Here is a 24,204-nt window from a genome sequence, read left to right on the forward strand (position 1 = left end):
AAATCGCCGGGGTATCCGGGAGCCCCGGGGCGACGGGTCCTCGGGACAGGTCAGGACGAGGGGGTGCCCACCTCGGTGGCGGTGGGGTCGTGGGCGCTCGCGGCGGCCCGGATGGTGCCCGCCGCGATCTCCTCTGCCCAGTGGCAGGCGACCTTGCGGCCGGGCCGCATCTCCCGCAGGTCGGGCGACTCCTCGGCGCACCGGGTGGGCTGGCGGAACGGGCAGCGGGTGTGGAAGCGGCAGCCGGGCGGGACGTCGACCGGGGACGGCAGGTCGCCGGTGAGCAGGATCCGCCGTCTGCGCTCCTCCACCTCGGGGTCCGGGATGGGGATCGCGGACATCAGCGCGATCGTGTACGGGTGCAGCGGCTGGGCGTACAGCTCGTCGGAGGGGGCCTCCTCCACCAGCGCGCCCAGGTACATCACCCCGATGACGTCGCTGACGTGCCGGACGACGGCCAGGTCGTGGGCCACGACGACGTAGGTGAGGCCGAGCTGGTCCTGCAGGTCCTCCAGGAGGTTGACGATCTGCGCCTGGATCGAGACGTCCAGCGCGGAGACGGGCTCGTCGGCGATGATCAGTTCGGGGTTGAGGGCGATCGCCCTGGCGATGCCGACACGCTGGCGCTGCCCTCCGGAGAACTCGTGCGGGTAACGGGCGGCCGCCCCGGCGGGCAGCCCCACCAGGTCGAGCAGTTCCCGCACCCGCCGGGAGCGGTTCCCGGCGAAGCCGTGGGTGCGCAGCGGCTCGGAGAGCACCGACTCCACGCTCTGGCGGGGGTTGAGGCTGGCGAGCGGATCCTGGAAGATCATCTGCATGTGCCGCCGGAGACGGCGCATGCTCTCCGGACTCTGCCCGCCGACGTCGGCGCCGTTGAACCGGACGGTACCGGCGGTGGGCTCCACCAGGCGCAGCACGGCCTTGCCGAGCGTGCTCTTGCCGCAGCCCGACTCCCCCACCAGGCCGTAGGTCATGCCGCGTCCCACGTCGAGATCGACGCCGTCCACGGCGCGCACGTGGCCGATGACGCGCTGGAGCAGCACTCCCTTGCGGATCGGGAAGTGCACCTTGAGCCCGCGGACGGACAGCAGCGGCTCGCCGGAAACCCCGGACCCGTCCGGGAAGGCCCCGGCGGAGGCCGTCTTCGGGGAGTCCGCCACGGCAGGGTCGGTCGGAGTGCTCACCGGGGTACCGCCTTCGTTTCCGGCCGGTCGGATCGGAGCGGGTTGACGCAGCGCAGGCCGTGGCGGTCACCCAGGAGGTCGGGGGCGACGGGGGTGCACTCCTCGATCCGGTTGGGGCAGCGGGGGGCGAACGCGCAGCCCGACGTCCACGGGATGGTGTCGCGCGGTGATCCCTCGATGGGCTCCAGGCGCGCCCCGCGCGGCTGGTCCAGACGGGGCACCGAGGCGAGCAGGCCGCCGGTGTAGGGGTGGCGGGGGTCGGCGAAGAGCTCGTGCCGGGGTGCCCGCTCGACGATCCGGCCGGCGTACATGACGTGGACGGTGTCGCACATTCCGGCGACCACTCCCAGGTCGTGGGTGATCAGGATGAGGGCGGTCCCCGACTCCGCCACCAGGGTCTTGAGCAGTTCCAGGATCTGCGCCTGGATGGTGACGTCCAGTGCCGTGGTGGGCTCGTCGGCGATGAGCAGCCGGGGCCGGCAGGCCAGCGCGGTGGCGATGAGCGCGCGCTGGCGCATGCCTCCGGAGAGCTGGTGGGGGTACTCTCTCAGCCGCCGGGACGGGTCCGGGATGCCGACCCGGCGCAGCAGGTCCGCGGCCTCCTCGCGGGCCTCGCCGTTGCCCAGGCCCCGGTGGCGTGTCAGCACCTCGGTCACCTGCGTCCCGATGGGGACCACGGGGTTGAGCGAGGTCATCGGATCCTGGAAGACGATGGCCAGGTCCCGGCCGCGCAGCAGGCGCAGCTTGTCGGCGGGCAGGGCCGGCAGTTCCGTGCCGTCGAAGGTGATCCTGCCCTCCACCCGCACTCCGCGTTTCGGGAGCAGACCCATGATCGCCAGGGAGGTGACGGACTTGCCGCAGCCCGACTCCCCCACCAGGCCGATGGTCTCGCCGGGGGAGACGGAGAAGCTGACGCCGTCGACGGCGCGCACGTCGGCGCGGCCCCGTTGCCGGAAGACGACGCTCAGGTCCTCGACGTCGAGGAGGCTCTCCCTTGTCATGGGGTTCACTGGTCACCGCCGGTACTTGGGGTCGAGGGCCTCGCGCAGCGACTCGCCCAGCAGCGTGAAGCCGAGCGCGGCGATGACGATGGCCAGGCCGGGGAAGACCGCCAGCAGCGGCGCGCTGGACAGGTAGCGCTGGGTGTCGGCGAGCATCCGGCCCCACTCGGGGATGCTGGGGTCGTTGCTGGACAGGCCGAGGAAGGCCAGCCCCGCCGCGTCCACGATCGCGGTGGCCAGGGTGAGGGTGCCCTGCACGATGACCGGGGTCAGCGAGTTGGGCAGGATGTGGCCGAACACGATCCGCCGCCGCCGTACCCCCACCGAGGTGGCGGCCAGCACGTAGTCGGAGCGGCGCTGGGCCAGCATCTGGCCGCGGAGCAGCCGGGCGAAGATCGGCACGTTCACCACCGCGATGGCGATCATCACCGCGTCCAGACCGGAGCCGAGCATCGCGGCGATGCCGATGGCGAACAGCAGGCCGGGTACCGAGAGCACCATGTCGACCAGGCGCATCACGACGCTGTCCACCCAGCCGCCGAAGGCCCCGGCGAGCAGGCCCAGCAGGAATCCGCCGGCCATGCCGAGCAGGAGCGACACCACCCCGATGATCAGCGACCAGCGGGCCCCCCACAACACCCGGGTGAACTCGTCGCGGCCCAGGTCGTCCAGGCCGAACCAGTGCTCGGCCGACGGCCCGGGGATGGAGGTGGGGGTGACCTGGCCGACGGGCTTGTCCGGCGGGTACGGCGCCAGCCAGGGAGCCAGCAGCGCCAGCGCGACGAACAGGACGACCAGTATCGCGCCCGCGATCGCGACCGGGTTGCGGCGCAGCCGCCGCCACGCCTCCCTGCCGAGGCTTCCCCCGGTCTCCTCCGGGACGACCGCGACCGTCTCCGCCTGGGACAGGCTCATGCGCCGCTCCTTCCCCGGCGGTCCTCCCGGCGACCCCGCCGGCAGCCGCTCACGCCGTCCTCACCCTCGGGTCGATGAGCCCGTAGGCGATGTCCACCAGCAGGTTGACCAGTACGAAGATCACCGCGGTGAACAGGATGAAGCCCTGCAGCACCGCGTAGTCCCTGGCCATGATCGAGTCGGCCATGAACTTGCCGAAGCCGGGGAAGGCGAAGACGGTCTCGGTCAGCACCGCCCCGCCCAGCAGCAGGCCGACCTGGAGCCCGATGATCGTGACCACCGGGAGCAGGGCGTTGCGCAGCACGTGCCGCCCGCGGATCGTGGCCGGGCGCAGGCCCTTGGCCTCGGCGGTGCGCACGTAGTCCTCGTGGAGCACGTCCAGGACCGACGCCCGGGTGATGCGGACCACGATCGCCAGCGGGATCGTGCCCAGCGCGACCCCGGGCAGGACCAGGTGCGTCAGCGCGTCCCAGGCGGCCTCCGGATTCCCGGTCACCAGGCCGTCCAGCACGTAGAAGCCGGTGGGGTGCTCGGCGTCCATCAGCGGGTCCTGACGCCCGTCGGTGGGCAGGATCCCCAGTTTCTCGGCGAAGACGAACTTGAGCATGTAGCCCAGGAAGAAGACCGGGATCGTGATGCCGAACAGCGAGCCGGCGACCGAGAGGTGGTCGAGCCAGGTGCCGTGGCGGCGGGCCGCGAAGTAGCCGAGCGGCACGCCCACCCCCACCGCGAAGATCATCGCGGTGAGGGCGAGCTCCACCGTGGCGGGGAAGGTGCGCAGCAGCTCCTCCAGGACCGGGTGCTGCGTCCTGCTGGAGACCCCGAGGTCGCCCCGGAAGACGTTCCCCACCCAGGTGAGGTACTGCTCGTACCAGGGGCGGTCGAGGCCGTAGAGCCTCTTGACCCGCGCCACGGCCTCGGGGGTGGCCCGCTCCCCGAGCAGGGCCTCGGCGGGCCCGCCCGGCAGTGCCCTGACCCACAGGAACAGCAGGATGGACAGCCCCACCAGGATCGGTACGAGCAGCGCCAGCCGCCTGACGACGAACCTCAGCATCGATCAGTTCAGCGAGATCGAGGCGAACTTGTCGTTGAGCACCGGGCTCGGCACCCAGCCCTGGACGTTCTTGGCCGCGGCCGAGAACGACGGGCTCTGCGCGTACGGCACACCCGGCACGAAGTCGGCGATCAGGGCGTTGGCCTGCTTGTACAACGCCTCCCGCTTGGCCTGGTCCGGTTCCTTCTCCGCGTCGCTCAGCGTCTTGAAGATCTCTTCGTTCCGGAACGACCACTGGTTGGAGAAGGACTGGAAGAACGTGCCGAGGAAGTTGTCCGGGTCACCGAAGTCGCCGTTCCAGCCAAGCAGGAAGAGCGGGCAGTCACCGGCCTGGGCGGTGTTGAGGTAGTCCGGGCTCCACGGCGAGGTCTTCGGCGTGACCTTGAAGCCCGCCGCCTCCAGATCGGCCTTCATCAGCTGGAAGTTGCCCGCCGGGTCGACCATGTAGGCACGGCTGACGCCGCTGGGGTAGCAGAACTCCAGCGTCGGGTTCGACACGCCGGACTCGGCGATGAGCTGCTTGGCCTTCTCGACGTTGTAGTCGTACTTGGCGAAGTCCTCGCTGTAGCTCCACAGGCTGTCCGGCATGAACGCGTTGGCGACCTTGGCGCCCGTGGCGTACTTGGTCTTCACGACGTTCTCGCGGTTGATCGCGTGGGCGATCGCCTGGCGGATCTTCTGGTTCTTCATGATCTCGGTCCTCTGGCTGAAGCCGAGGTAGCCCATGTTGAACGGCGCCCGCTCCAGGATCTGCACCCCGGCGCTCCTGAGCGGCTCGAGGTCGGCCGGGTCGGCGTAGTCGAAGGCGTGGACGGTGCCGGCGCGCAGCGCCTGGGCACGGTCGGCGGCCTTCTCGATGGGCCGGAATATGATCTTGCTGAGCTTGGCCTTCTCGCCCCAGTAGTCGTCGTTGCGGACGAGTTCCAGCTTGTCGCCGCGCGTCCAGCTGCCGAACTTGAACGGCCCGGTGCCGATCGGGTGCTCGGTGCCGAAGGTCCCGGTGAACTGCGGCGACTCGGCGGTCCCGCTCACCTCGTCGGCCTTGTAGTCCTTGAGCGCCTTCGGGCTGGCGATGCTGAAGGAGGACAACGTCAGCGCCGACAGCACCACGGCGGACGAGTCGGTGAGCTTCAGCTCGACCGTGCTGTCGTCCTTGGCCGTGCAGCCGCCGTACAGGCTCTCGCCGAGGGTGTCGGCCTCGTTCTTGGCGAAGCCCCGGAAGACCGTCACCCAGTAGTAGGAGACCGAGTCGGCCTGCGCCAGGCCGGTGAAGTTGTACCAGCGCTCGAAGTTGGCGCACACGGCCGCCGCGTTGAACGGCTCTCCGTCGTGGAACCTCACCCCCCGGCGGAGCTTGAAGGTGTAGGTCTTGGCGTCCTCGCTGACCTCCCAGCTCTCCGCCAGGCCGGGGGCGACGCCGGTGCCGCCCTCCTCGGTGGCCACGAGCGTCTCGAAGATCTGGTTGGTCACCCGGGAGGACTCGCCGTCGCTGTGGAAGGCCGGGTCGAGGATGGCCGGGTCCGCCGAGGAGGCGAAGATGAAGGTCGAGTCTCTCGCCGCCTCCGTCCCGCCGCCGGTCCCCGGGCTCTCCTCGTCTCCGCCACAGGCCGCCGCGGACAGGAGCAGGACAAGGCCCGCCGTCACCGCCGCCGTCCTGCGCAGGGGCATACCGTATCGTCGCATGCTGCACCTCATCGCCGTCTTACGGCCGGGTCCCGGCCGCCGTGCGGACCCCCCGTGATCGCAGGATCTACGGGGACGGCAGCGCTGACCACCCCCGGCGTGAGGCTGTGGCGCAAATGTGACAGTCGGTTGACCAGAACGGTAAACAGGCGTTTCAGACCGGTACGGCGCGCGCCGGTGAACCGGCGCGCGCCGTCGGGAAGGCGCGGGGCCCGGCGGACGCGCGGGGCGCCCCGCCGGGGCGTCGGCCGATCAGGCGACCGGCTTCTTCGGGTGCAGGGCGTCCTCCACGTTCTGCGCGATCTTCGCCGCGGCCGGGGCCGTCACCTTGTCCGCGTTCTCCGGGAAGTGGCAGGCGACCTGGTGGCCGGGGGCCAGCTCCGCCAGCGGCGGCTCCTCCGTCTTGCAGATCGCCTGGGCCTTCCAGCACCGGGTGTGGAAGCGGCAGGCGGGCGGCGGGTTGAGCGGGCTGGGCACGTCGCCCTGGAGGCGGATGCGCTCGCGGTCCTTGCGCCGGGCCGGGTCCGGGATCGGCACGGCCGACATCAGCGCGTTGGTGTACGGGTGCATGGGCGACTCGTACAGGCCCTTCCGGTCCGCCAGCTCGACGATCTTGCCGAGGTACATGACCGCGACCCGGTCGCTGATGTGCCGGATGACCGACAGGTCGTGCGCGACGATGACGTAGGTCAGGCCGAGCTCGTTCTGCAGGTCCTCCAGGAGGTTGACCACCTGGGCCTGGATCGACACGTCGAGCGCGGAGACGGGCTCGTCCGCGATGATCATCTTCGGCTTGAGCGCGAGCGTGCGGGCGATGCCGATGCGCTGGCGCTGACCGCCGGAGAACTCGTGCGGGTAGCGGTTGTAGTGCTCGGGGTTGAGGCCGACCAGCTCCAGGAGCTCCTGGACCGCCTTCTTGGTCCCCTGCTCGGTCTGGACGCCCTGGATGCGGAAGGGCGCGCCGACGATGGCGCCGACCGTGTGGCGCGGGTTCAGCGACGAGTAGGGGTCCTGGAAGATCATCTGGATGTCGCGGCGCAGCGGCCTGATCTTCGACTGCGACATGTGGGTGATGTCGTGGCCCTCGAAGAAGATCTTCCCACCGGTCGGCTCCATCAGGCGGGTGACCAGGCGGCCCGTGGTGCTCTTGCCGCAGCCGGACTCGCCCACCAGGCCGAGCGTCTCGCCCTTGCGCACGTCGAAGCTGACCCCGTCGACCGCCCTGACCGCGCCGACCTGACGCTTGAGCAGGCCCTTGGTCACCGGGAAGTGCTTTTGCAGGTTCTGGACGGACAGCAGCGCCTCGGGGGCGCTCACGCCCGCTCCCCCCTCGTCAGCCCTGTGACTCACTGCCCCTCCATCATCGGCTTGATCTCGTTCTCCCAGATGGCCCGCCGCTCCTCGCGCGGCATGTGGCAGCGGACCAGATGCCCGCCCTCGGTCTCCAGGAGCTGCGGCACCTCGGTGGTGGCCTTGCCACCGGTACGGTCCCGGTAGGGGCACCGCGGGTTGAAGGCGCAACCGGACGGCACGTTGATCAGCGAGGGCGGGGTGCCCTTGATCGGCAGCAGCCGCTCGGTGGGCTCGCGGTCCAGGCGCGGCATCGATCCCAGTAGACCCCACGTGTAGGGGTGCTCGGGACGGTAGAAGATGTCGTCCGCCGAGCCGTACTCGATGCACTTGCCGCCGTACATCACCAGGATGTCGTCCGACAGCTCGGCGACCACGCCGAGGTCGTGGGTGATGACGATCAGCGCGGAGTTGAACTCGCGCTGCAGGTCCAGCATGAGGTCCAGGATCTGCGCCTGGACCGTCACGTCGAGCGCGGTGGTCGGCTCGTCGGCGATCAGCAGCTCGGGGTCGCACGACAGGGCCATGGCGATCATGGCGCGCTGGCGCATGCCGCCGGAGAACTCGTGCGGGTAGCTGTCGACGCGCTTGTCGGGTTGGGGGATGCCGACCCGGCCGAGCATGTCGATCGCGTGCTTGCGGGCGACCGCCTTGCTGACGTCGTGGTGGATCCGGTACGCCTCGACGATCTGGGCGCCGACCGTGTAGAACGGGTGCATCGACGAGAGCGGATCCTGGAAGATCATCGCCATCTTCTTGCCGCGCAGCGTCCGCACGTGGTCCGGGCTGGCGCCGACGAGTTCCTCGCCGTCCAGCCAGATCTCGCCGGAGATCTTCGCCCGGCCGCCCTTGTGCAGGCCCAGGATGCCGAGGCTGGTCACGCTCTTGCCGGAGCCCGACTCGCCCACGATGCCCAGGGTCTTGCCCCGGTCCAGTTTGAAGGAGAGACCGTCGACGGACTTGACCAGTCCGTCCTCGGTGGGGAAGTGGATGCGCAGGTCGCGCAGTTCCAGGAAGGAGCTGGGCGCAGGAGAAGCGGACCCAGTGGTCATGAGAGCCTCACCCTCGGGTCGACCACCGCGTACAGGATGTCCACGATGAGGTTGGCCAGGACGATGAAGAACGCCGCGAACAGGGTGACGCCCAGCACGACGGGCAGGTCGTTGCCCCGGATCGCGTCGATGACCAGCTTGCCGATGCCGGGGATGGAGAAGGTGCTCTCGGTGAGCACCGCGCCGCCCAGCAGCAGGCCGAGGTCGAGGCCGAAGATGGTGAGGATGGGGGTGAGCGTGGCGCGCAGGGCGTGCTTGGTGACGACCGTGCGCTCCTTGAGGCCCTTGGCGCGGGCCGTGCGGATGTAGTCCTCGCCCATGGTCTCCAGCATGCCCGCCCGGGTGAGCCGGGCGTACAGGGCGGCGTAGAGGAAGGCCAGGGTGATCCAGGGCAGCACCAGCGCCTGGAACCACATCACCGGGTTCGTGGTGATGGGTGTGTAGCTGCCGCCGCCCGGGAAGATGCCCAGCGTGTAGGCGAACAGGGCGAGCGAGACCAGGCCGGTGAAGTAGATCGGCAGCGAGACTCCGGCGAGCGCCACCGTCATCGCCGCCCGGTCGAGCGCGCTGCCGCGTTTCAGCGCGGAGATGACGCCGATGGAGACGCCGGCCACGACCCAGATGACCGCCGCGCCTATGGCCAGCGAGATGGTCGCGGGGAGCCGGTCGAGCAGGGTGGGCCAGACCGGCTGGTTGTTGTTGAAGGAGAAGCCGAAGCAGGGCGCCGGGCACTCGGCCTTCCGCGGCCCGAGCGAGTAGTCCTGGCCCGCCACGATGCCCTTGGCGAACCGCCCGTACTGCACGATGAGCGGGTCGTCCAGGTGGAGCCGCTTGACGGCGCCCTGGATCGCCTCCGGCGTGGCGTCCCGCCCGACGTAACGCGACGCCATGCCCTCGGGGGTCTGTCCCAGGGCGCGCGGGATGAGGAAGAAGATCGCGAAGGTCGCCACACTGACGATGACGAGCATCAGCACGGCGGCGATCACGCGGCGGACGATGAAAGCGACCACGATCGTTCGGCCGGGGCGCCCGGGAGGATCGCTCCCGGGCGCCCTAGGCCTTCACCTGCCTTTGGCTAGCTAGAGAAGGACTACTGCTGGACGCCGAGCCACGTGTAGTCGTACATGCCGTAGGCCGGGTGCACGTACACGTTGGTCAGGCTGGACGGACGGAAGATGAGAGTCTTCTCGTAGACGAACGGCAGGAACGCCGCCGACTCCATGACCTTCTTGTCGACCTCGGCCCAGATCTTGTTGCGCTCCGCGGGGTCGGTGGTCTGGATGCCCTTGTCGAGCAGGTCGTTCACCGCCGGGTCGTTGAGCTCCATCATGTTGTAGTTGCCGGAGGGCTTGATGAAGCGACCGTCGACGATCTGCGACAGGAAGCCGAAGCCCGAGGGCCAGTCGGCGCCCCAGCCGGCGATCATGATGCCCAGCTTGTTCTGGTGCACGAAGTCCGGCTTGCCGGCGTACTGCGCGCTCCAGTCACCCGAGGGGTACTTCTTGATCGTGGCCTTGATGCCGACCCGGTCCAGCGAGGCCTGCAGGGCCTCGGCGACCTGGACCTCCTTGACCCGGTCACCGCGGACCGCGATGTTGGTCTCGAAGCCGTTCGGCTGGCCGCAGGCCGCCAGGTGCTCCTTGGCCTTGGCCAGGTCGCCCTTGTTGTCGGCGCCGTTCGGGAACAGGTCGTACTGCTGGTAGCCGACCGTGGTCGGGGTCATCAGGGTGCTGCCGATGTCACCGCCGAGCGGGCCGCCCCACGGCGCCTGGGTGGCGACCTGGTCGGTGGCGTACTGCACGGCCTTGCGGCAGTCGATGTTGTCGAACGGGGCGACCTTGGTCGACATCATCGCGTAGCGGTTGAAGGGGGTGTACGGGTTGTCCGTCGAGTCCTTCAGCTTGGGGTCCGCGACGATCTTCGCGCGGGCGGCCGGCTGCACGCCGGTGCCGCCGAGGTCGACGTGGACCTGGCCGGCCAGCAGACGCTGGTCGATGTCCTCGCCGCTCTGCTTCATCTGGACCTCGATGCGGTCCGGCAGCTGCTTGCGCGTGGTGTCGGTGGCCGGGTCCCAGTTCTCGTTCTTCACGAGGTTGAACTGCTTGCCGACCTCGTAGCTCTCGATCTTGTAGGGACCGGTCGAGGCGACGGTCTTCTCGTACTCCAGGCCGGTGTCCTTGGCCTGCGGCACCGGGGCCGACTGCGGGTTGGCGACCAGGAAGTCGAACTCGGAGAACGGCTTCTTCAGCTTGAAGACGACGGTGTAGTCGTCCGGGGTCTCGACGCCCTTGAAGTTGTCGAGGTTCTTGTCCTTGTAGGGACCCTTGTAGTCACCGGCGTCGAGGTACTCGGCGAAGTACTTCGGACCGTCGGTGAGCTCCTCGGTGAAGTTGCTCCGGGCGATGGCGTACTTGACGTCCGCCGCCTTGACCTCGGTGCCGTCGTCGTACTTGATGCCCTTCTTGATCTTGTACGTCCAGGTGAGGCCGTCCTCGCTGGCCTCGCCGAGACCCTCCGCCAGGTCCGGGACCAGCTTCAGGCCCGCCTCGCCCGGGGCGGCGGCGTAGGTCAGCAGCGGCCGGGCGTACAGACGCGTGAAGTTCCAGTTGAACGCGTAGTAGGTGTTGCCCGGGTCCATCGAGTCGGGCTCGTCGGAGTAGGCGAACTTGAGCGTTCCGCCCTTGGCGTCGGAGGGGTTGACGACCTTGGTGTATCCGTCGTTGTGCTTGGCGGCGGAGGTCCCGGTACCAGCAGTGTTGCCCGCCCCGGTGTTGTTGCCGCCGCCACCGGCGGTGCCGCCGCAGGCGGCGAGACCCATGGTGAGCGCAGTGCCCAGCGCGGCGAGCGCGAGGGCTTTGGTCTTCCTCATCGTGGTTGTACACCCCTTGTCATGAGTGACGGTGATATCGAGGGACGGAAGCGTTGCCGCTAACGGGCCCGGGGGTCGAGGGCGTCCCGGAGCCCGTCGCCCAGCAGGTTGAAGGCCATCACGGTGATGAAGATCGCAAGGCCCGGGACGAGCATGAAGTGCGGTGCGATCTGGTAGTAGTCCACCGCGCGGGTGAGCATGCCTCCCCAGGACGCCTGCGGCTCCGCCACACCCACGCCGAGGAACGACAGCGCGGCCTCGAAGAGGATGTTCGTGGGGATGAGCAGCGTGGAGTAGACCAGGATCGGCGCCGCGAGGTTGGGGAAGACCTCGCGGAAGATGATGTAGCGGTTGCCCGCGCCCAGCGACTTGGCGGCGTCGACGAACTCGCGCTCGCGCAGCGACAGGGTCTGGCCGCGCACGATACGCGCGATGTACGGCCAGTTGAAGAACCCGATGATGAACACGATCACCGCGACCCGCAGCGCGTTGCCCTTGAGGCCGAGTGCCTCGTCGGGGACCGCGCCGACGATGGCGATCGCGAACAGCAGCAGCGGGAAGGCGAGGAAGACGTCCATCAGGCGGCTGATGAGCGTGTCGACCCAGCCGCCGAAGTAACCCGCGACCACTCCCATCAGGGAGCCGATCACCACCGAGAGCAGCGTGGCGAGGAAGGCCACCAGCAGCGAGATCTGCGCGCCGGACAGGATGCGGGCGAACAGGTCACGACCGTTGACCGGTTCGAGACCGAGGGGGTGCTCCAGGCTGATACCGCCCCACGCGCCGATCGGCGCGCTGGTCATGGGATCGACGAGGTCGTTGTTGGGCACGTTCGGCGAGTCGCCGAAGAGCGCGATCAGCCCGCCGAACGGACGCTCGGCGAAGATGGCGATCAGCGTCAGGAACAGCACGACATAGAAGCCGATAAAGGCGGCCTTGTCGCGTTTCAGCCTCATCCATGCGATCTGACCGAGCGAACGGCCTTCGATGGCCTTTCCGCCCGCCCCTTCAAGCACGGCCTCCGGCTGGGCCTCCATGGCCTGCCCGGAGACATCGAGCGGTGCGGTCATACAGAAGCCCCCTGGATCCCAGACGACGTTGTCCGATGGACGCGTCCCCGGGTGGGGTGGCGCGCCCTGAGTCTACGGCCCTGTTTTCTCAGTTCCGTTCCGCAGAATCTATGGGCTGAACTGCACTTACCAGACCTTTGAGACCTTATGTGGCTTAACTGTGATTCACGTGAAATTCATTCGTTTTGATCTTGATCAGAATGTACCCACCAGGTTCCGCTTCTGTCTTGATTTTGTGACACAACCGTCACAGCCCCGGAGATCGGTCCGGTCCCGGCGTGTTGAGGAGCTCGCAGGGCGGCCCGATCCCGCGGCGCGCCGACGACCCCGCAGGTCACCCGATCCCGCGGCGCTTGAGGATCGCCTCGATGTCGGAGAAGTCGTCGTCGTCCGCGGGCTTCCTGGCCCCCGGCTTGAGCGCCCCCGGCTTGGGCGCGGCCCCGGGCGTGCGCTGCGGCAGCGGCTGGGTGACCGTGGTGCCCGCGCCCTGTCCGGCGGCTCCCCGTGCCGCGGGAGCCGTGGGGGCCGCCGGGGCCGTCGGTGCCGCCGAGGTCACGGCCCGGGCCGACGCCAGACGGCGGGCCCGCAGCACCCCCGAGACCAGGAACAGCACCACCGACAGGCCGGCCACCGCCACACCCGCCCACACCTTCGGATTGAACACCAGACCGGCGACGAAACCGGTGACCGCCGTGCCGATGTCCCACAGTGTCGGCAGCGCGTCCGTCAGATAGGCCGCCGTCGGCAGCAGCGACCACGCCGCCATCCGCAGCCCGGCCGCGGCCCCCCGGCGTCGTAGCATCAGGAAGCTCAGGACCAGTCCCACCCCGGTCAAACCGGCGCAGAGCGCCAGCCACGGGATGTCGGCGAACGTCATGCTGGAAACCCCCTCGTATCGATTGCCTGTTCTCCATCCTGGCACGCCGATTCGCGGATGTTCCTCCTCCTTTGGGAGGGGCGACCCCCTAAGGGCTCCGGGAGGGAGTGGAGTTGCCCCGGTTCGGTAGACCCCTCGATGTAGGCGAACACCGCCCGCTCGGCTTCCGACCCGGTACGGAAGCGCCCGGCCCTGATGCCGCCGACCGTCTTCCCGAGTCCATCATGCGGCTCTCCCAAGCCCAGGCCACGATGCCGACCCGGTTGCGGACGCCCAGCTTGGTCATGACGCCCGACACATACCCCTTGACCGTGCTCAGTGAAAGGAACAGTTCATCGGAGATCTCCTGGTTGGTCCGTCCCCGGGCGACCGCCTGGACGATCTCTACCTCCCGCGCGGTCAGGGGCTGCGCGGGTCGTCCGGCCTCGGCCCGGCCACCGCGGTCGACGAGGCCGCGCAGCAACCGCAGCGTGATCGCCGGTGATATGAGCGCGTCTCCTGCGTACGCGGCCCGTACGGCCTCGACCAGCAGGTGCGGGCCCGCGTCCTTCAGCACGAATCCGGCCGCGCCGCAGCGCAGCGCGCCATGGACGTACTCGTCCAGGTCGAACGTGGTGACCATGACCACCCGGGGCGGGGCCGCGGCCAGCGCGCGGGCGACCTCGATCCCGTCGAGGCGGGGCATCTGGACATCCACCAGGCACACGTCCGGGTTCGTCCTGCGGGCCTGCTCGATCGCCTCGACACCGTCGCCCGCCTCGGCGACCACGGTGATGTCGGGCTGATCCTCGAGGATGATCCGCAGGCTGGTCCGGATCATCGCCTGGTCGTCGGCGAGCAGCACCCGGATGGTCATCGTCCCTCCCCGGCGGGCACAGGCGGCGTCATCGGTGCTCCCCGGTGGGGATGACGGCGCGGACGGACCAGCCGTAGCCGGGGCGGGGACCGGCGGTCAGGGTGCCGCCGAGGGTGTCGAGGCGTTCGCGCATCCCGGTCAGGCCGTACCCGGCGCGTCGGTGGTGGCGGACGGGTGTCCGCGGGGCGTCGTCCTCGACCTCGACCGTGACCGCCCTCTCGTCCTGGGTGATACCGACGGTGACCGCGCGGGCCTGCGGGGCGTGCCGGGAGACGTTGGTCAGCGCCTCCCGCACGACCCGGTACACGGTGCCGCTCACGTGAGGTGGCCAACCGGACGGCTCGGCGTCCAGCCGCAGGTGCGCTCGGCGGCCGTGGCTCTCGAAACCCTCGATGAGCTCGCCGAGCCGTTCGCAGCCTTCGGCGGCGGGGGCGGCGTCGCGCAGGAGGCCGACCACGCGGCGGGTGGCGGCCAGGGCCCGCGCGCCGGCGGTCTCGATGTCGGCGAGGGACCCGGCTGTCCGCTCCGGATGCCTGGCGGTGACGAGCTGGGCGGCCTGAGCCTGCAGCACGATGCTGGTGATGTGGTGGGCGACGACGTCGTGCAGTTCCCTGGCCAGTTCGAGTCGTTCGGCATGCCGTACCCGCTCGGCGGCGGCACGGCGGCGGGCGGCCAGCAGCCGGGAGCCGAACCCGAGGGACAGGCCGGCGAGCCAGGCCAGACCGCCCAGCACCGGCACGGCCGAGCCGGGGGCGGTGAGGAGGCCGCCCGCCACCACGGCGGGCCCCGAGGCGGCCACGGCGCAGGCCGTACGGGCGGGCAGCGTCCTGACCGCGGAGGCGGTGAGCACCGCCAGGCCCAGGGACGCGGCGGGGCTGGGTTCGGCGGGCAGGTGGAGGAAGCGGGCGGCGGGGATGGCGAGCGCGGTCACGGCCAGGCCCGCGACGGCGGTCCCCAGCGGAGCGCGGCGACGCGCCAGGGCGAGCAGGCAGATCGAGGCCGCGACCACCGCGCCGAACGGCCAGTGACCGGCGCCCCAGCTGACGGCCACCTGGTACGCCTGGAAGGCCACGGCCGCCGCGAGCATGGCGCCGAGCCCGGCCTCGGCTGCCTCGACCCGATCGGGAACACGCACGGCGTTCAGCCTAGGAGAGGGATCCCGTCGGCCTGCACCGGCCGAAAGTACGGTCCCTGCCCTGCTTTCAGTTGATATGGAAGCGGGCCGGGGTTCGCAGGATCAGACCCATGTCACATGAAACGCTTCCCCCGGTGCCGGAAGCCGCCGGACCGGGACGACCCGAGACGACCTCTTCCGGCCGCCCGCGTCTGGCCGCCCTCGACGTGCTGTGCGGGTTCGCCCTGTGCGGGATCCTGATCGCGAACGTCAAGCCGATCGCCCACCTGGGCGGCACCGCACCGGTCACGCAGTCGGTGGTGGCCGGTCATGACGACGCCTGGCTGGGGCTCCTCGTCGACCAGCGCTTCTTCCCGATCTTCTCCCTGCTGTTCGGCGTCGGTTTCTCACTGCTGCTGGACTCCGCGGGACGCCGGGTCCCCGGACCGCGGGTGCTGCTGCTGCGCCGGCTCCTGGTCCTGCTCGCCGTGGGCCTGGGGCACATGTTCCTGCTGTGGCGGGGTGACATCCTGACCATCTACGCCATCGTCGGCCTGCTGGTGCTACTGCCTTCGACCTGGCTGCCGCGCCGGGCCGTCGCGGGACTCGCCGCGGTCCTCATCGCGGCGCCGCTGATCCTCGGCGGCAACGGAGTGCCGCTGGTGCCCGGACTGTTCCTGCTGGGCTCGGCGCTGACCCGGTACGGCGTGGTCGACCGGCTGGAGCACTCCGTCCGCGTCCCCGCCGTACTGGGCCTGATCCTCACGGCGGGGGCGGTGCCCGCCCTCTGGCTGCAGACCGGGACGCGGATCGGAGAGGGGGCCTTCAATCTCTGGTTCGCTCTGGCGGGGCTGCTGATCGCGGGCAGCTACGTGTGCGCCCTGCTGCTCCTGCTCAAGACGCCGCTCCGGCCGGTGCTGCAGACGGTCTTCGCACCGCTGGGCCGGATGGCGCTGACCAACTACCTGTCCGCCACAGTCCTGGTCCTGATGGTTACCCGCCTCGTCGGCGGCTCACCGGACGGCTGGTCCTCAGCGACGGTGCTCCTGGTCGCCGGGGCCGTCCTCATCCCCCAGTGGTTGGTGTCCACGCTCTGGCTGCGTCGCTACCGCCAGGGCCCGCTGGAATGGCTCTGGCGCTGGGCCACCTGGGCCCACCGCCCACCCTTGCGCCGTACTCCCGACGCGGAAGCAGGGGGCCCCGCCCCCGATGTGCGGACACCTTGAGTACCGGATGATGGAGATCCGGAGACAAAAAGTCCCACGCTGCGACGACCGCCAAGGCTCACCGGAGCGACCCGACCCCCACCCGGCCGGCCACCGTTCTCGCACTTCGCACGTCAGGACCCGCGCTGGGCCTCACCCTGATCCGAACCTCGAACAGCTCCTAAGGGCCTCCCCGGGAGCGCGGCCCCTACAACTCCCGCGCCGACAGTTCCCGCAGCGTCTCGACGCCGACCTCGCGCAGGGAGGACACGACGAGGCGGCCGGGGGCGTGCGGGATCGGCAGCAGGCTCGGCACCGCCACCACCCGGCAGCCCGCCGCGGTGGCCGCCGTCACCCCGTTCGGGGAGTCCTCCAGCGCCACGCAGCGGGCCGGGTCCACACCCAGCAGGGCGGCGGCCGTCAGGTAGGGCTCCGGGTCGGGCTTGGTCCGCGCCACGTCGTCGCCGGTCACCACGTGGTCGAAGTTGTGCCGGCCGATGACCCCCGACAGGCACGCCTCGGCGATCTCGCGGACCGAGGAGGTGACCAGGGCGGTGGGCAGGCCCGCCTGCCGTACGGCCGCCAGCAGCTCGGCGGCGCCCGGCATCATCTCCACCCCGTCGGAGAGCCTGGCGATCATGCCCTCCAGCATCCAGGCCGTCACGTCGGCCGGATCGGCGGGCGCCCCGGAGACCCGGAGCATGTAGGCCACGGTGGCCGGCATGGAGCCGCCCACCAGGTGCTCCTGGTCCTGCGGGCCCCAGTCGCCGCCGAGCCGCTCCATCACCTCGGTCTCGACCTGGAACCAGATCTTCTCGCTGTCCACGAGCAGCCCGTCCATGTCGAAGAGGACCGCGTCCATCCCCCGGAGATCCTCTCCCGGTCACGCGCCGGAGCAGTCACCGGACGCCGCGCCGTATCAGCCGTACACGAAGTACACAAAGTAGACGAAACAGAGAAAGAAGGCGAAGCAGCGGCAGTCAGGCGGTGGAGGGCTCAGACGTTGAAGTACTTGGCCTCGGGGTGGTGGACGATCAGGGCGGAGGTCGACTGCTCGGGGTGGAGCTGGAACTCCTCCGACAGCTTCACGCCGATCCGCTCCGGGCCGAGCAGCCCCATCAGCTGGACCTGGTCCTCCAGGTTGGGGCAGGCGGGGTAGCCGAAGGAGTAGCGGCAGCCGGCGATGTTGACCTTGAGCATGTCCTCCAGCGACTCGTCGCCGCCGATCCCCAGCTCGGAGCGGACGCGGGCGTGCCAGTACTCGGCCAGCGCCTCGGTGAGCTGCACCGACAGGCCGTGCAGCTCCAGGTAGTCGCGGTAGGCGTCCTTGGCGAACAGCTCGGCCGCGGCCTCGGAGACCTTGTTGCCCATCGTGACGACCTGGAAGGCGACCACGTCGACCTCGCCGGAGTCCTTCGAGCGGAAGAAGTCGGACAGGCACAGGTGCCGGTCGCGACGCTGGCGCGGGAAGGTGAACCGGGTGCGCTCGCCGCCCGCCTCGTCGAGGATGATCAGCGAGTCGCCGTCGCTGACGCACGGGAAGTATCCGTAGGCGACGGCCGCCTCCAGCAGGCCCTCGGTCTGCATGCGCTCCAGCCACATGCGCAGCCGCGGGCGGCCCTCGGTCTCGACCAGTTCCTCGCAGGAGGGCCCCTCGCCGCGGCGCGCGGCCTTCAGGCCCCACTGGCCCATGAAGGTCGCCCGCTCGTCCAGGAAGGCGGCGTAGTCGGCGAGCGGGACGCCCTTGATCACACGGTCGCCGAGGAAGGGCGCCACCGGGACCGGGTTGTCGGCGGCGACGTCGGAGCGGGCGGGCAGGTCCTCCACGGCGGTGCGCTCCAGGACCGCGCCGGTCGTGACCCGGCGCCGGCGCAGCGGCGGCAGGGAGGCGCCCTCCTCGCCGCGCTTGACCGCCATGAACGCGTCCATCAGGCGCAGTCCCTCGAAGGCGTCGCGGGCGTAGCGGACCTCGCCCCGGAACAGCTCGGCGAGGTCCTGCTCGACGTAGGCGCGGGTCAGCGCGGCCCCGCCGAGCAGCACGGGGAACCGGTCGGCGACGCCCCGGGCGTTCATCTCCTCCAGGTTCTCCTTCATGATCACCGTGGACTTGACGAGCAGCCCGGACATGCCGATGACGTCGGCCCGGTGCTCCTCGGCGGCGTCCAGGATCGCCGAGACCGGCTGCTTGATGCCGAGGTTGACGACCTCGTAGCCGTTGTTGGACAGGATGATGTCCACCAGGTTCTTGCCGATGTCGTGCACGTCGCCCTTGACGGTCGCCAGCACGATGCGGCCCTTGGTCTCGCCCTCGACCCGCTCCATGTGCGGCTCCAGGTAGGCCACGGCGGCCTTCATCACCTCGGCCGACTGGAGCACGAACGGCAGCTGCATCTCGCCGGAGCCGAACAGCTCGCCGACGGTCTTCATGCCGTCCAGCAGCACGTCGTTGACGATCTCCAGGGCGGGGCGCCGGGCGAGCGCCTCGTCCAGGTCGGCCTCCAGCCCCTTGCGCTCGCCGTCGATGATGCGGCGCTTGAGCCGCTCCCACAGCGGCAGCGCGGCCAGTTCCTCGGCCCTGCCGGCCTTCATCGCAGCCGCGTCGACGCCCTCGAACAGCTCCATGAACCGCTGCAGCGGGTCGTAGCCCTCGCGCCGCCGGTCATAGACCATGTCCAGGGCGACCTGGCGCTGCTCGTCGGGGATGCGCGCCATCGGCAGGATCTTGGAGGCGTGCGCGATCGCCGAGTCCAGCCCCGCGTTGACGCACTCGTTGAGGAACACGCTGTTGAGCACCATGCGGGCGGCCGGGTTGAGGCCGAAGGAGATGTTGGACAGCCCGAGCGTGGTCTGCACCGCCGGGTAACGGCGCTTGATCTCGGCGATGGCCTCGATCGTCTCCAGTCCGTCGCGCCGGGTCTCCTCCTGGCCGGTGGCGATCGGGAAGGTCAGGCAGTCGACGACGATGTCCTCGACCCGCATCCCCCAGTTCCTGGTCAGGTCCTCGATGAGGCGGGTGGCGATGCGGACCTTGTGCTCGGCGGTGCGCGCCTGGCCCTCCTCGTCGATGGTCAGCGCGACCACGGCGGCGCCGTGCTCCCGGACCAGCTTCATGATCTTGGTGAAGCGGGAGTCGGGGCCGTCGCCGTCCTCGTAGTTGACCGAGTTGACGATCGCGCGACCGCCGATCATCTCCAGGCCGGCCTCCAGCACCGCGGGCTCGGTGGAGTCGAGCATGATCGGCAGCGTGGAGGCGGTGGCGAAGCGGAACGCCAGTTCCCGCATGTCGCCCGCGCCGTCCCGGCCGACGTAGTCGACGCACAGGTCGAGCATGTGGGCGCCGTCGCGGGCCTGGGCCCGGGCGATCTCCACGCACTCCTCCCAGTTCCCGGCGAGCATGGCCTCGCGGAACGCCTTGGAGCCGTTGGCGTTGGTCCGCTCGCCGATGGCGAGGTAGGAGGTGTCCTGGCGGAAGGGCACGTGCTGGTAGAGCGAGGCGGCCCCGGCCTCGGGGCGGGGCCGGCGCGCGGCGACCTCCTGGCCGCGGACGCGCTCGACGACCTCGCGCAGGTGCTCGGGGGTGGTGCCGCAGCAGCCGCCGACGATCGACAGGCCGTAGTCGCGGGCGAAGGTCTCGTGCGCGTCGGCCAGCTCGCCCGGGCCGAGCGGGTAGTAGGCGCCGTCGGAGGTCAGCACGGGCAGGCCGGCGTTGGGCATGCAGGACAGCCGGACCCGCGCGTGACGGGCCAGGTAGCGCAGGTGCTCGCTCATCTCGGCCGGGCCGGTGGCGCAGTTGAGCCCGATGACGTCGACGCCGAGCGGCTCGATCGCGGTGAGCGCCGCGCCGATCTCCGAGCCGAGCAGCATCGCGCCGTTGGTCTCGATGGTGACCTGGGCGATGATCGGCACGTCGCGGCCCGCGTCGGCGATCGCCCGGCGCGCGCCGACGACCGCGGCCTTGACCTGGAGCAGGTCCTGGCAGGTCTCGATGATCAGTGCGTCGGCGCCGCCGGAGATCAGCCCGGCCGCGTTGTCGTAGTAGGCGTCGCGCAGCTCGGCGTACGGCTTGTGCCCGAGGGTGGGCAGCTTGGTCCCGGGTCCCATGGAGCCCAGCACGAAGCGGGGCCGCTCGGGAGTGGCCCAGTGGTCGGCCGCCTCGCGGGCGACCCGGGCGCCGGCCTCGGAGTAGGCGAAGACGCGGTCGGAGATGTCGTACTCGCCGAGCGCCGCGAGGTTGGCGCCGAAGGTGTTGGTCTCCACGCAGTCGACGCCGACCTCGAAGTAGGCGTCGTGCACGGCCCGCACGATGTCGGGGCGGGTGACGTTGAGGACCTCGTTGCAGCCCTCGTGCCCCTCGAAGTCGTCGAGGCTGACGTCGTGGGCCTGGAGCATCGTCCCCATGGCCCCGTCGGCGACCAGAACGCGCTCGGCCAGGACGTCACGGAAAGACGGTGCGTTTGTCATGGGGGGAATCTTACTGGGAACGGCCCGGGCGCTATCGTTCATGGTGTTAATTGCACTCCGGGTCCAATTAGCCTCGCGAGTGCCCCGTGCCCGACTCCCCTGCGAGGTTCCCGATGGCGTCCTACCGCACCGTCCTCGTCGGCACCGACGGCTCCGCCTCCTCCTTCCGCGCGGTCACGGCCGCCGCCTCCCTCGCCGCGGCGACCGGCGCCACCCTGGTCCTCGCCTGCGCCTATCTCCCCATGCGTGAGCGCGACCGCAGCGCCGCCGCCGACGTCCTGGGCGAGCTGTCCTACAAGGTGAGCGGATCCACCCCGGCCGACGACGCGCTGCGCGCCGCCCGGGAGCACGCGGTCGCCGCGGGCGCCCGGAAGATCGAGCTGGCCGCCGCGGAGGGGGACGCGGTCGACGCGCTGGTCTCCCTGGCCGCCGAGCACGGCGCCGATCTGCTGGTCGTCGGCAACCGGGGGCTCAACAGCCTCGCCGGGCGGCTGCTCGGCTCGGTGCCGTCGGCCGTCTCCCATCGCGCGGGCTGCGACGTGCTGATCGTTCACACCACTTCCGGGAGGTGACGCGAGAGCCCTCCGAACGCATAGGCTTAGCCGAAGGCGGAGCGAGGCGAATAGGGAGGTTGCGCGTGATCGAACTCGAAGGTCTACCCGAGCTCGTCGACCCCGTGCTGATCGCCGCGTTCGAGGGGTGGAACGACGCAGGCGAGGCCTCGAGCGGCGTGATCGCGCACCTCGAAGCCGAGTGGAAGGCCACCGAACTGGCCTCCTTCGACCCCGAGGAGTACTACGACTTCCAGGTCACCCGGCCGATCATCGAGATGGGCGAGGGCCTGACCCGGTCGATCATCTGGCCCACCACGAGGCTCCTGGTGGCCCGGCCCCCGGGCGCCGGGCGCGATGTGGTCCTGCTGCGCGGCATCGAGCCCAACATGCGCTGGCGCTCGTTCTGCGCGGAGATCGTCGCGCTCTGCCGGAAGCTGGGCGTGGAGATGGCGGTGCTGCTGGGCGCGCTGCTCAACGACTCCCCCCACACCCGGCCGGTGCCGATCGTCGGCTCGGCGACCGACGAGAACCTCGCCCAGGCGATCAACCTGGAGCTGAGCCGCTACGAGGGCCAGACCGGCATCGTCGGCGTGCTGCAGCAGGCCTTCGCCGCGGCGGACATCCCGGCGGTCTCGCTGTGGGCGTCGGTGCCGCACTACGTGGCCCAGCCGCCCAGCCCCAAGGCGACGCTGGCCCTGCTGCGGCGGCTGGACGACCTGCTCAAGATCCACATGCCGCTGGGCGAGCTGGCCGAGGAGTCCAGGGCCTGGGAGCACGGCGTGGACGAGCTGGCCGCCCAGGACAGCGAGGTGGCCGACTACGTCAGGGAGCTGGAGGAGCGCAAGGACGCCACCGAGCTTCCGGAGGCGAGCGGCGACGCCATCGCCGCGGAGTTCGAGCGCTACCTGCGCCGCCGCGACCACGACGGGGACAACTGACCCACGGCGGGCGGGACGGCCGGGCCCGTCACGGAGACGGGCGAAACACACAGCGCATAGTTACCATCATTTACCCCATTTCTCCTGCGTTTCGGGTAATAATCGGTCTCTCACCCGTTCCGACCCGATCGCACCGAGTTGGAACCCCCGCTGGCAACAGTTCCATCATCAGGAGAAAAACGGCTCGGTAAACATCACTGAATGGCGCCATCACCACGCCGACCCTTGTCCATGTGACTGCGCACGTAAGGGCAACCATGGCGACTCCCCAGCTCGACCCGTACCAGAAAGCACAGGAGACGCGACGCCGCGTTCTTGAGATGGCCGTATTCATGAAACGTCAGGACGGCGAGGCCGTCCCCTATTCGGGCCTGCGGGGGCCGACGACCCCGGGACAGGCCGTCGACATGTTCCTCGCCCTGCTCCAGGACAGGCTCCCGCTCTGGCTGAAGATCCTGGACGACCTCATGCACCTGGTCGGCAAGGGCCGGGTCAGCGACAACCTGCTGCCCATCGCCCGGGCGGGCATCGACTACTACGCGGAGGTGCAGTCCGCGGCACTGCCGGCCTTCACCTCCCCCTCGGTCACGGTCCGCTTCCGCGAGGCCATGAAGGACACCGAGCTCGGCCCGACGTCGGAGGTCGTCCCGCTGACCGAGTACCTGGCGGCCGAGCAGCGGGAGGGACGCGTCTCCCCCCTGGTGGACCCGGTCGCCAGTGCCCGGCTGCTGCTCGCGGGGTGCTTCCGGCACGCCTACTACGAGCTGTTCGTCGGCACCGACTTCGTCCCCTCCCGGGACGAGAGCGCCGAGGAGATCGTCAGAGAGCTGCGGCTGGAACCTCCCGCTCGCACGCCAGGCGGTAGCCCCGTTTGACGACCGTCTCGACGATGCCCGCCGGCCCGAGGGCGCGGCGCAGCCGGGTGATCGCCATCTCGACCGCGTGCTCGGCCGGGTCGCGGGACGGGCCGCCGGGCAGGACGGTCCGCAGCTCGGAGCGGGCCACCACGTGGCCCGGCTTGTCGGCCAGGCGCTTGAGCACCGCCATCGGGGCGGGCGGCAGCGGCTTGAGCTCGCCGTCCACGACGGCGGCGTGCCCGCGGATCTCCAGCTCGTGGCCGCCCGCGACCAGGCGGGTGACGCCGTGGGCGGGCAGGTGCCGGGCGATGGTCCGGGCCAGTGCGCCGAGCCGGGAGCGTTCCGGCTGCACGACCGGCACGCCGCGCTCCTGAAGGGGCGCGGCGGTGACCGGGCCCACGCACGCCGCGACGACCGGGCCCGCGAAGGCCGCCAGCAACGCCTCCTCCAGGCCCTCCGCGCGGGCCGCGTTCAGCATCGCCAGGACCGCCGGGGCGCTGGTGAACGCCACCGCGTCCACACCCCCGGAGACCGCCTGGCTGATCAGGCGGCGCAGCGGCGAGGGATCGCGGTAGGGCAGCCACCGGTAGACCGGCACCTCGATGACCTCCGCGCCGGCCTCGCGCAGCGCGGCCACGAAGCCGGTCAGCGGCTCCCCGTGCAGCTGCACCGCGATCCGGCGGCCCCGCAGGTCCTGGGCGAGCAGGTACTGCTTGACCTCCTCGCACGACTCGGTCGCCGGGGTCCAGTGGTCGTTCAGCCCGGCCGCCCTGACCGCGCCTCGCGCCTTGGGGCCCCGGGTCAGCAGCCGGGCGGCGGTCAGGTGCCGCATCAGATCCGCGGACAGGCCCCACCCCTCGGCCGCTGCCACCCAGCCCCGGAAGCCCACCCCGGTGGTGACCACCACGTCGTCGACCGGGCCCGCCAGGGCCTCCCTGGTCGCGGCCAGCAGGTCGGCGTCCTCGGCCAGCGGCACCAGCCGGATCGCCGGGGCCCGCACCACCCGCGCGCCCCGCCGCTCCAGCAGGGCGCAGAACTCCTCACGCCGCCGGGTCGCGGTGACACCGATCGTGAACCCCGCCAGCGCGTCGGGCGCCGTCTCGGGGCTCTCCCGCAAGCCCGCAGGGAGAGCCCCGGAGGTGACAGAACTCACGCGCCCTCCTC

The 24,204-nt window shown here is 70.5% G+C and carries 20 protein-coding genes; 4 read left to right on the plus strand and 16 right to left on the minus strand.

From position 1 onward, the window contains the following. Window positions 1–50 precede the first annotated feature (50 nt). The 13 genes from IEZ08_RS06475 to IEZ08_RS06535 all read right to left on the minus strand — a co-directional run bounded on the left by IEZ08_RS06475 (window position 51) and on the right by IEZ08_RS06535 (window position 15,046). Window positions 51–1,091, minus strand: coding sequence for an ABC transporter ATP-binding protein (locus IEZ08_RS06475; RefSeq protein ID WP_068928883.1), 1,041 nt, complete (start codon window positions 1,089–1,091; stop codon window positions 51–53). An 89-nt stretch (window positions 1,092–1,180) separates the two neighbouring features. Next, window positions 1,181–2,185 carry an ABC transporter ATP-binding protein gene (locus IEZ08_RS06480; protein ID WP_068924019.1) on the minus strand — a complete coding sequence of 335 codons (1,005 nt, stop codon included), beginning with the start codon at window positions 2,183–2,185 and terminating at the stop codon, window positions 1,181–1,183. 12 nt (window positions 2,186–2,197) lie between these two features. Further along, window positions 2,198–3,100, minus strand: coding sequence for an ABC transporter permease (locus IEZ08_RS06485; protein WP_068924020.1), 903 nt, complete (start codon window positions 3,098–3,100; stop codon window positions 2,198–2,200). 49 nt (window positions 3,101–3,149) lie between these two features. Beyond that, window positions 3,150–4,154 (minus strand): ABC transporter permease, encoded by a 1,005-nt coding sequence (locus IEZ08_RS06490; RefSeq protein ID WP_068924021.1) that lies wholly within the window; start codon window positions 4,152–4,154, stop codon window positions 3,150–3,152. A 3-nt stretch (window positions 4,155–4,157) separates the two neighbouring features. Next, the gene (locus IEZ08_RS06495; RefSeq protein WP_189241836.1) at window positions 4,158–5,837 is read right to left on the minus strand and encodes an ABC transporter substrate-binding protein; all 1,680 of its coding nucleotides are present in this window, start codon (window positions 5,835–5,837) and stop codon (window positions 4,158–4,160) included. 252 nt (window positions 5,838–6,089) lie between these two features. Next, window positions 6,090–7,154: an ABC transporter ATP-binding protein gene (locus IEZ08_RS06500; protein ID WP_176728531.1), complete on the minus strand. Its 1,065-nt coding sequence runs from the start codon at window positions 7,152–7,154 to the stop codon at window positions 6,090–6,092. A 29-nt stretch (window positions 7,155–7,183) separates the two neighbouring features. Continuing rightward, window positions 7,184–8,239 carry an ABC transporter ATP-binding protein gene (locus IEZ08_RS06505; RefSeq protein ID WP_068924024.1) on the minus strand — a complete coding sequence of 352 codons (1,056 nt, stop codon included), beginning with the start codon at window positions 8,237–8,239 and terminating at the stop codon, window positions 7,184–7,186. After that, window positions 8,236–9,249 (minus strand): ABC transporter permease, encoded by a 1,014-nt coding sequence (locus tag IEZ08_RS06510; protein ID WP_068924025.1) that lies wholly within the window; start codon window positions 9,247–9,249, stop codon window positions 8,236–8,238. Before IEZ08_RS06510 ends, IEZ08_RS06505 begins: the two co-directional genes overlap by 4 nt. An 80-nt stretch (window positions 9,250–9,329) precedes the next feature. Further along, the gene (locus IEZ08_RS06515; protein ID WP_068924026.1) at window positions 9,330–11,108 is read right to left on the minus strand and encodes an ABC transporter substrate-binding protein; all 1,779 of its coding nucleotides are present in this window, start codon (window positions 11,106–11,108) and stop codon (window positions 9,330–9,332) included. Between the two features lie 59 nt (window positions 11,109–11,167). Then, the gene (locus IEZ08_RS06520) at window positions 11,168–12,178 is read right to left on the minus strand and encodes an ABC transporter permease (RefSeq protein ID WP_068924027.1); all 1,011 of its coding nucleotides are present in this window, start codon (window positions 12,176–12,178) and stop codon (window positions 11,168–11,170) included. Between the two features lie 334 nt (window positions 12,179–12,512). Further along, entirely contained in the window at window positions 12,513–13,055 is a 543-nt protein-coding gene (locus tag IEZ08_RS06525) for a cellulose synthase (protein ID WP_189241837.1), read from the minus strand. An 88-nt stretch (window positions 13,056–13,143) separates the two neighbouring features. Further along, complete coding sequence (locus tag IEZ08_RS06530; protein WP_189241838.1) at window positions 13,144–13,911, minus strand: response regulator; 768 nt, start codon at window positions 13,909–13,911, stop codon at window positions 13,144–13,146. Between the two features lie 28 nt (window positions 13,912–13,939). Further along, the gene (locus IEZ08_RS06535) at window positions 13,940–15,046 is read right to left on the minus strand and encodes a sensor histidine kinase (RefSeq protein ID WP_229802955.1); all 1,107 of its coding nucleotides are present in this window, start codon (window positions 15,044–15,046) and stop codon (window positions 13,940–13,942) included. A 110-nt stretch (window positions 15,047–15,156) separates the two neighbouring features. On the opposite strand from IEZ08_RS06535, the gene IEZ08_RS06540 reads away from it, so the two are divergent. Continuing rightward, window positions 15,157–16,251: a DUF418 domain-containing protein gene (locus tag IEZ08_RS06540; RefSeq protein WP_189241839.1), complete on the plus strand. Its 1,095-nt coding sequence runs from the start codon at window positions 15,157–15,159 to the stop codon at window positions 16,249–16,251. A 187-nt stretch (window positions 16,252–16,438) separates the two neighbouring features. On the opposite strand, the gene IEZ08_RS06545 is transcribed toward IEZ08_RS06540, so the two are convergent. Then, entirely contained in the window at window positions 16,439–17,092 is a 654-nt protein-coding gene (locus tag IEZ08_RS06545) for an HAD family hydrolase (RefSeq protein ID WP_189241840.1), read from the minus strand. Between the two features lie 134 nt (window positions 17,093–17,226). After that, the gene (metH, locus tag IEZ08_RS06550; protein ID WP_189241841.1) at window positions 17,227–20,691 is read right to left on the minus strand and encodes a methionine synthase; all 3,465 of its coding nucleotides are present in this window, start codon (window positions 20,689–20,691) and stop codon (window positions 17,227–17,229) included. 113 nt (window positions 20,692–20,804) lie between these two features. Between metH and IEZ08_RS06555 the strand changes: the two genes are divergently transcribed. From IEZ08_RS06555 to IEZ08_RS06565, 3 genes are all read left to right on the plus strand, one after another. Continuing rightward, window positions 20,805–21,263 (plus strand): universal stress protein, encoded by a 459-nt coding sequence (locus tag IEZ08_RS06555; protein WP_068924032.1) that lies wholly within the window; start codon window positions 20,805–20,807, stop codon window positions 21,261–21,263. A 65-nt stretch (window positions 21,264–21,328) separates the two neighbouring features. Beyond that, window positions 21,329–22,183 (plus strand): PAC2 family protein, encoded by an 855-nt coding sequence (locus IEZ08_RS06560; RefSeq protein ID WP_068924033.1) that lies wholly within the window; start codon window positions 21,329–21,331, stop codon window positions 22,181–22,183. A gap of 257 nt (window positions 22,184–22,440) precedes the next feature. Continuing rightward, window positions 22,441–23,058 (plus strand): hypothetical protein, encoded by a 618-nt coding sequence (locus IEZ08_RS06565; RefSeq protein ID WP_141704095.1) that lies wholly within the window; start codon window positions 22,441–22,443, stop codon window positions 23,056–23,058. Here IEZ08_RS06565 and IEZ08_RS06570 read toward each other — a convergent pair. Next, entirely contained in the window at window positions 23,003–24,193 is a 1,191-nt protein-coding gene (locus IEZ08_RS06570) for a uroporphyrinogen-III synthase (protein ID WP_229802956.1), read from the minus strand. The genes IEZ08_RS06565 and IEZ08_RS06570 overlap by 56 nt on opposite strands. Window positions 24,194–24,204: the final 11 nt, after the last annotated feature.

This window comes from Planobispora rosea (assembly GCF_014648175.1).
GTDB lineage: Bacteria > Actinomycetota > Actinomycetes > Streptosporangiales > Streptosporangiaceae > Planobispora > Planobispora rosea.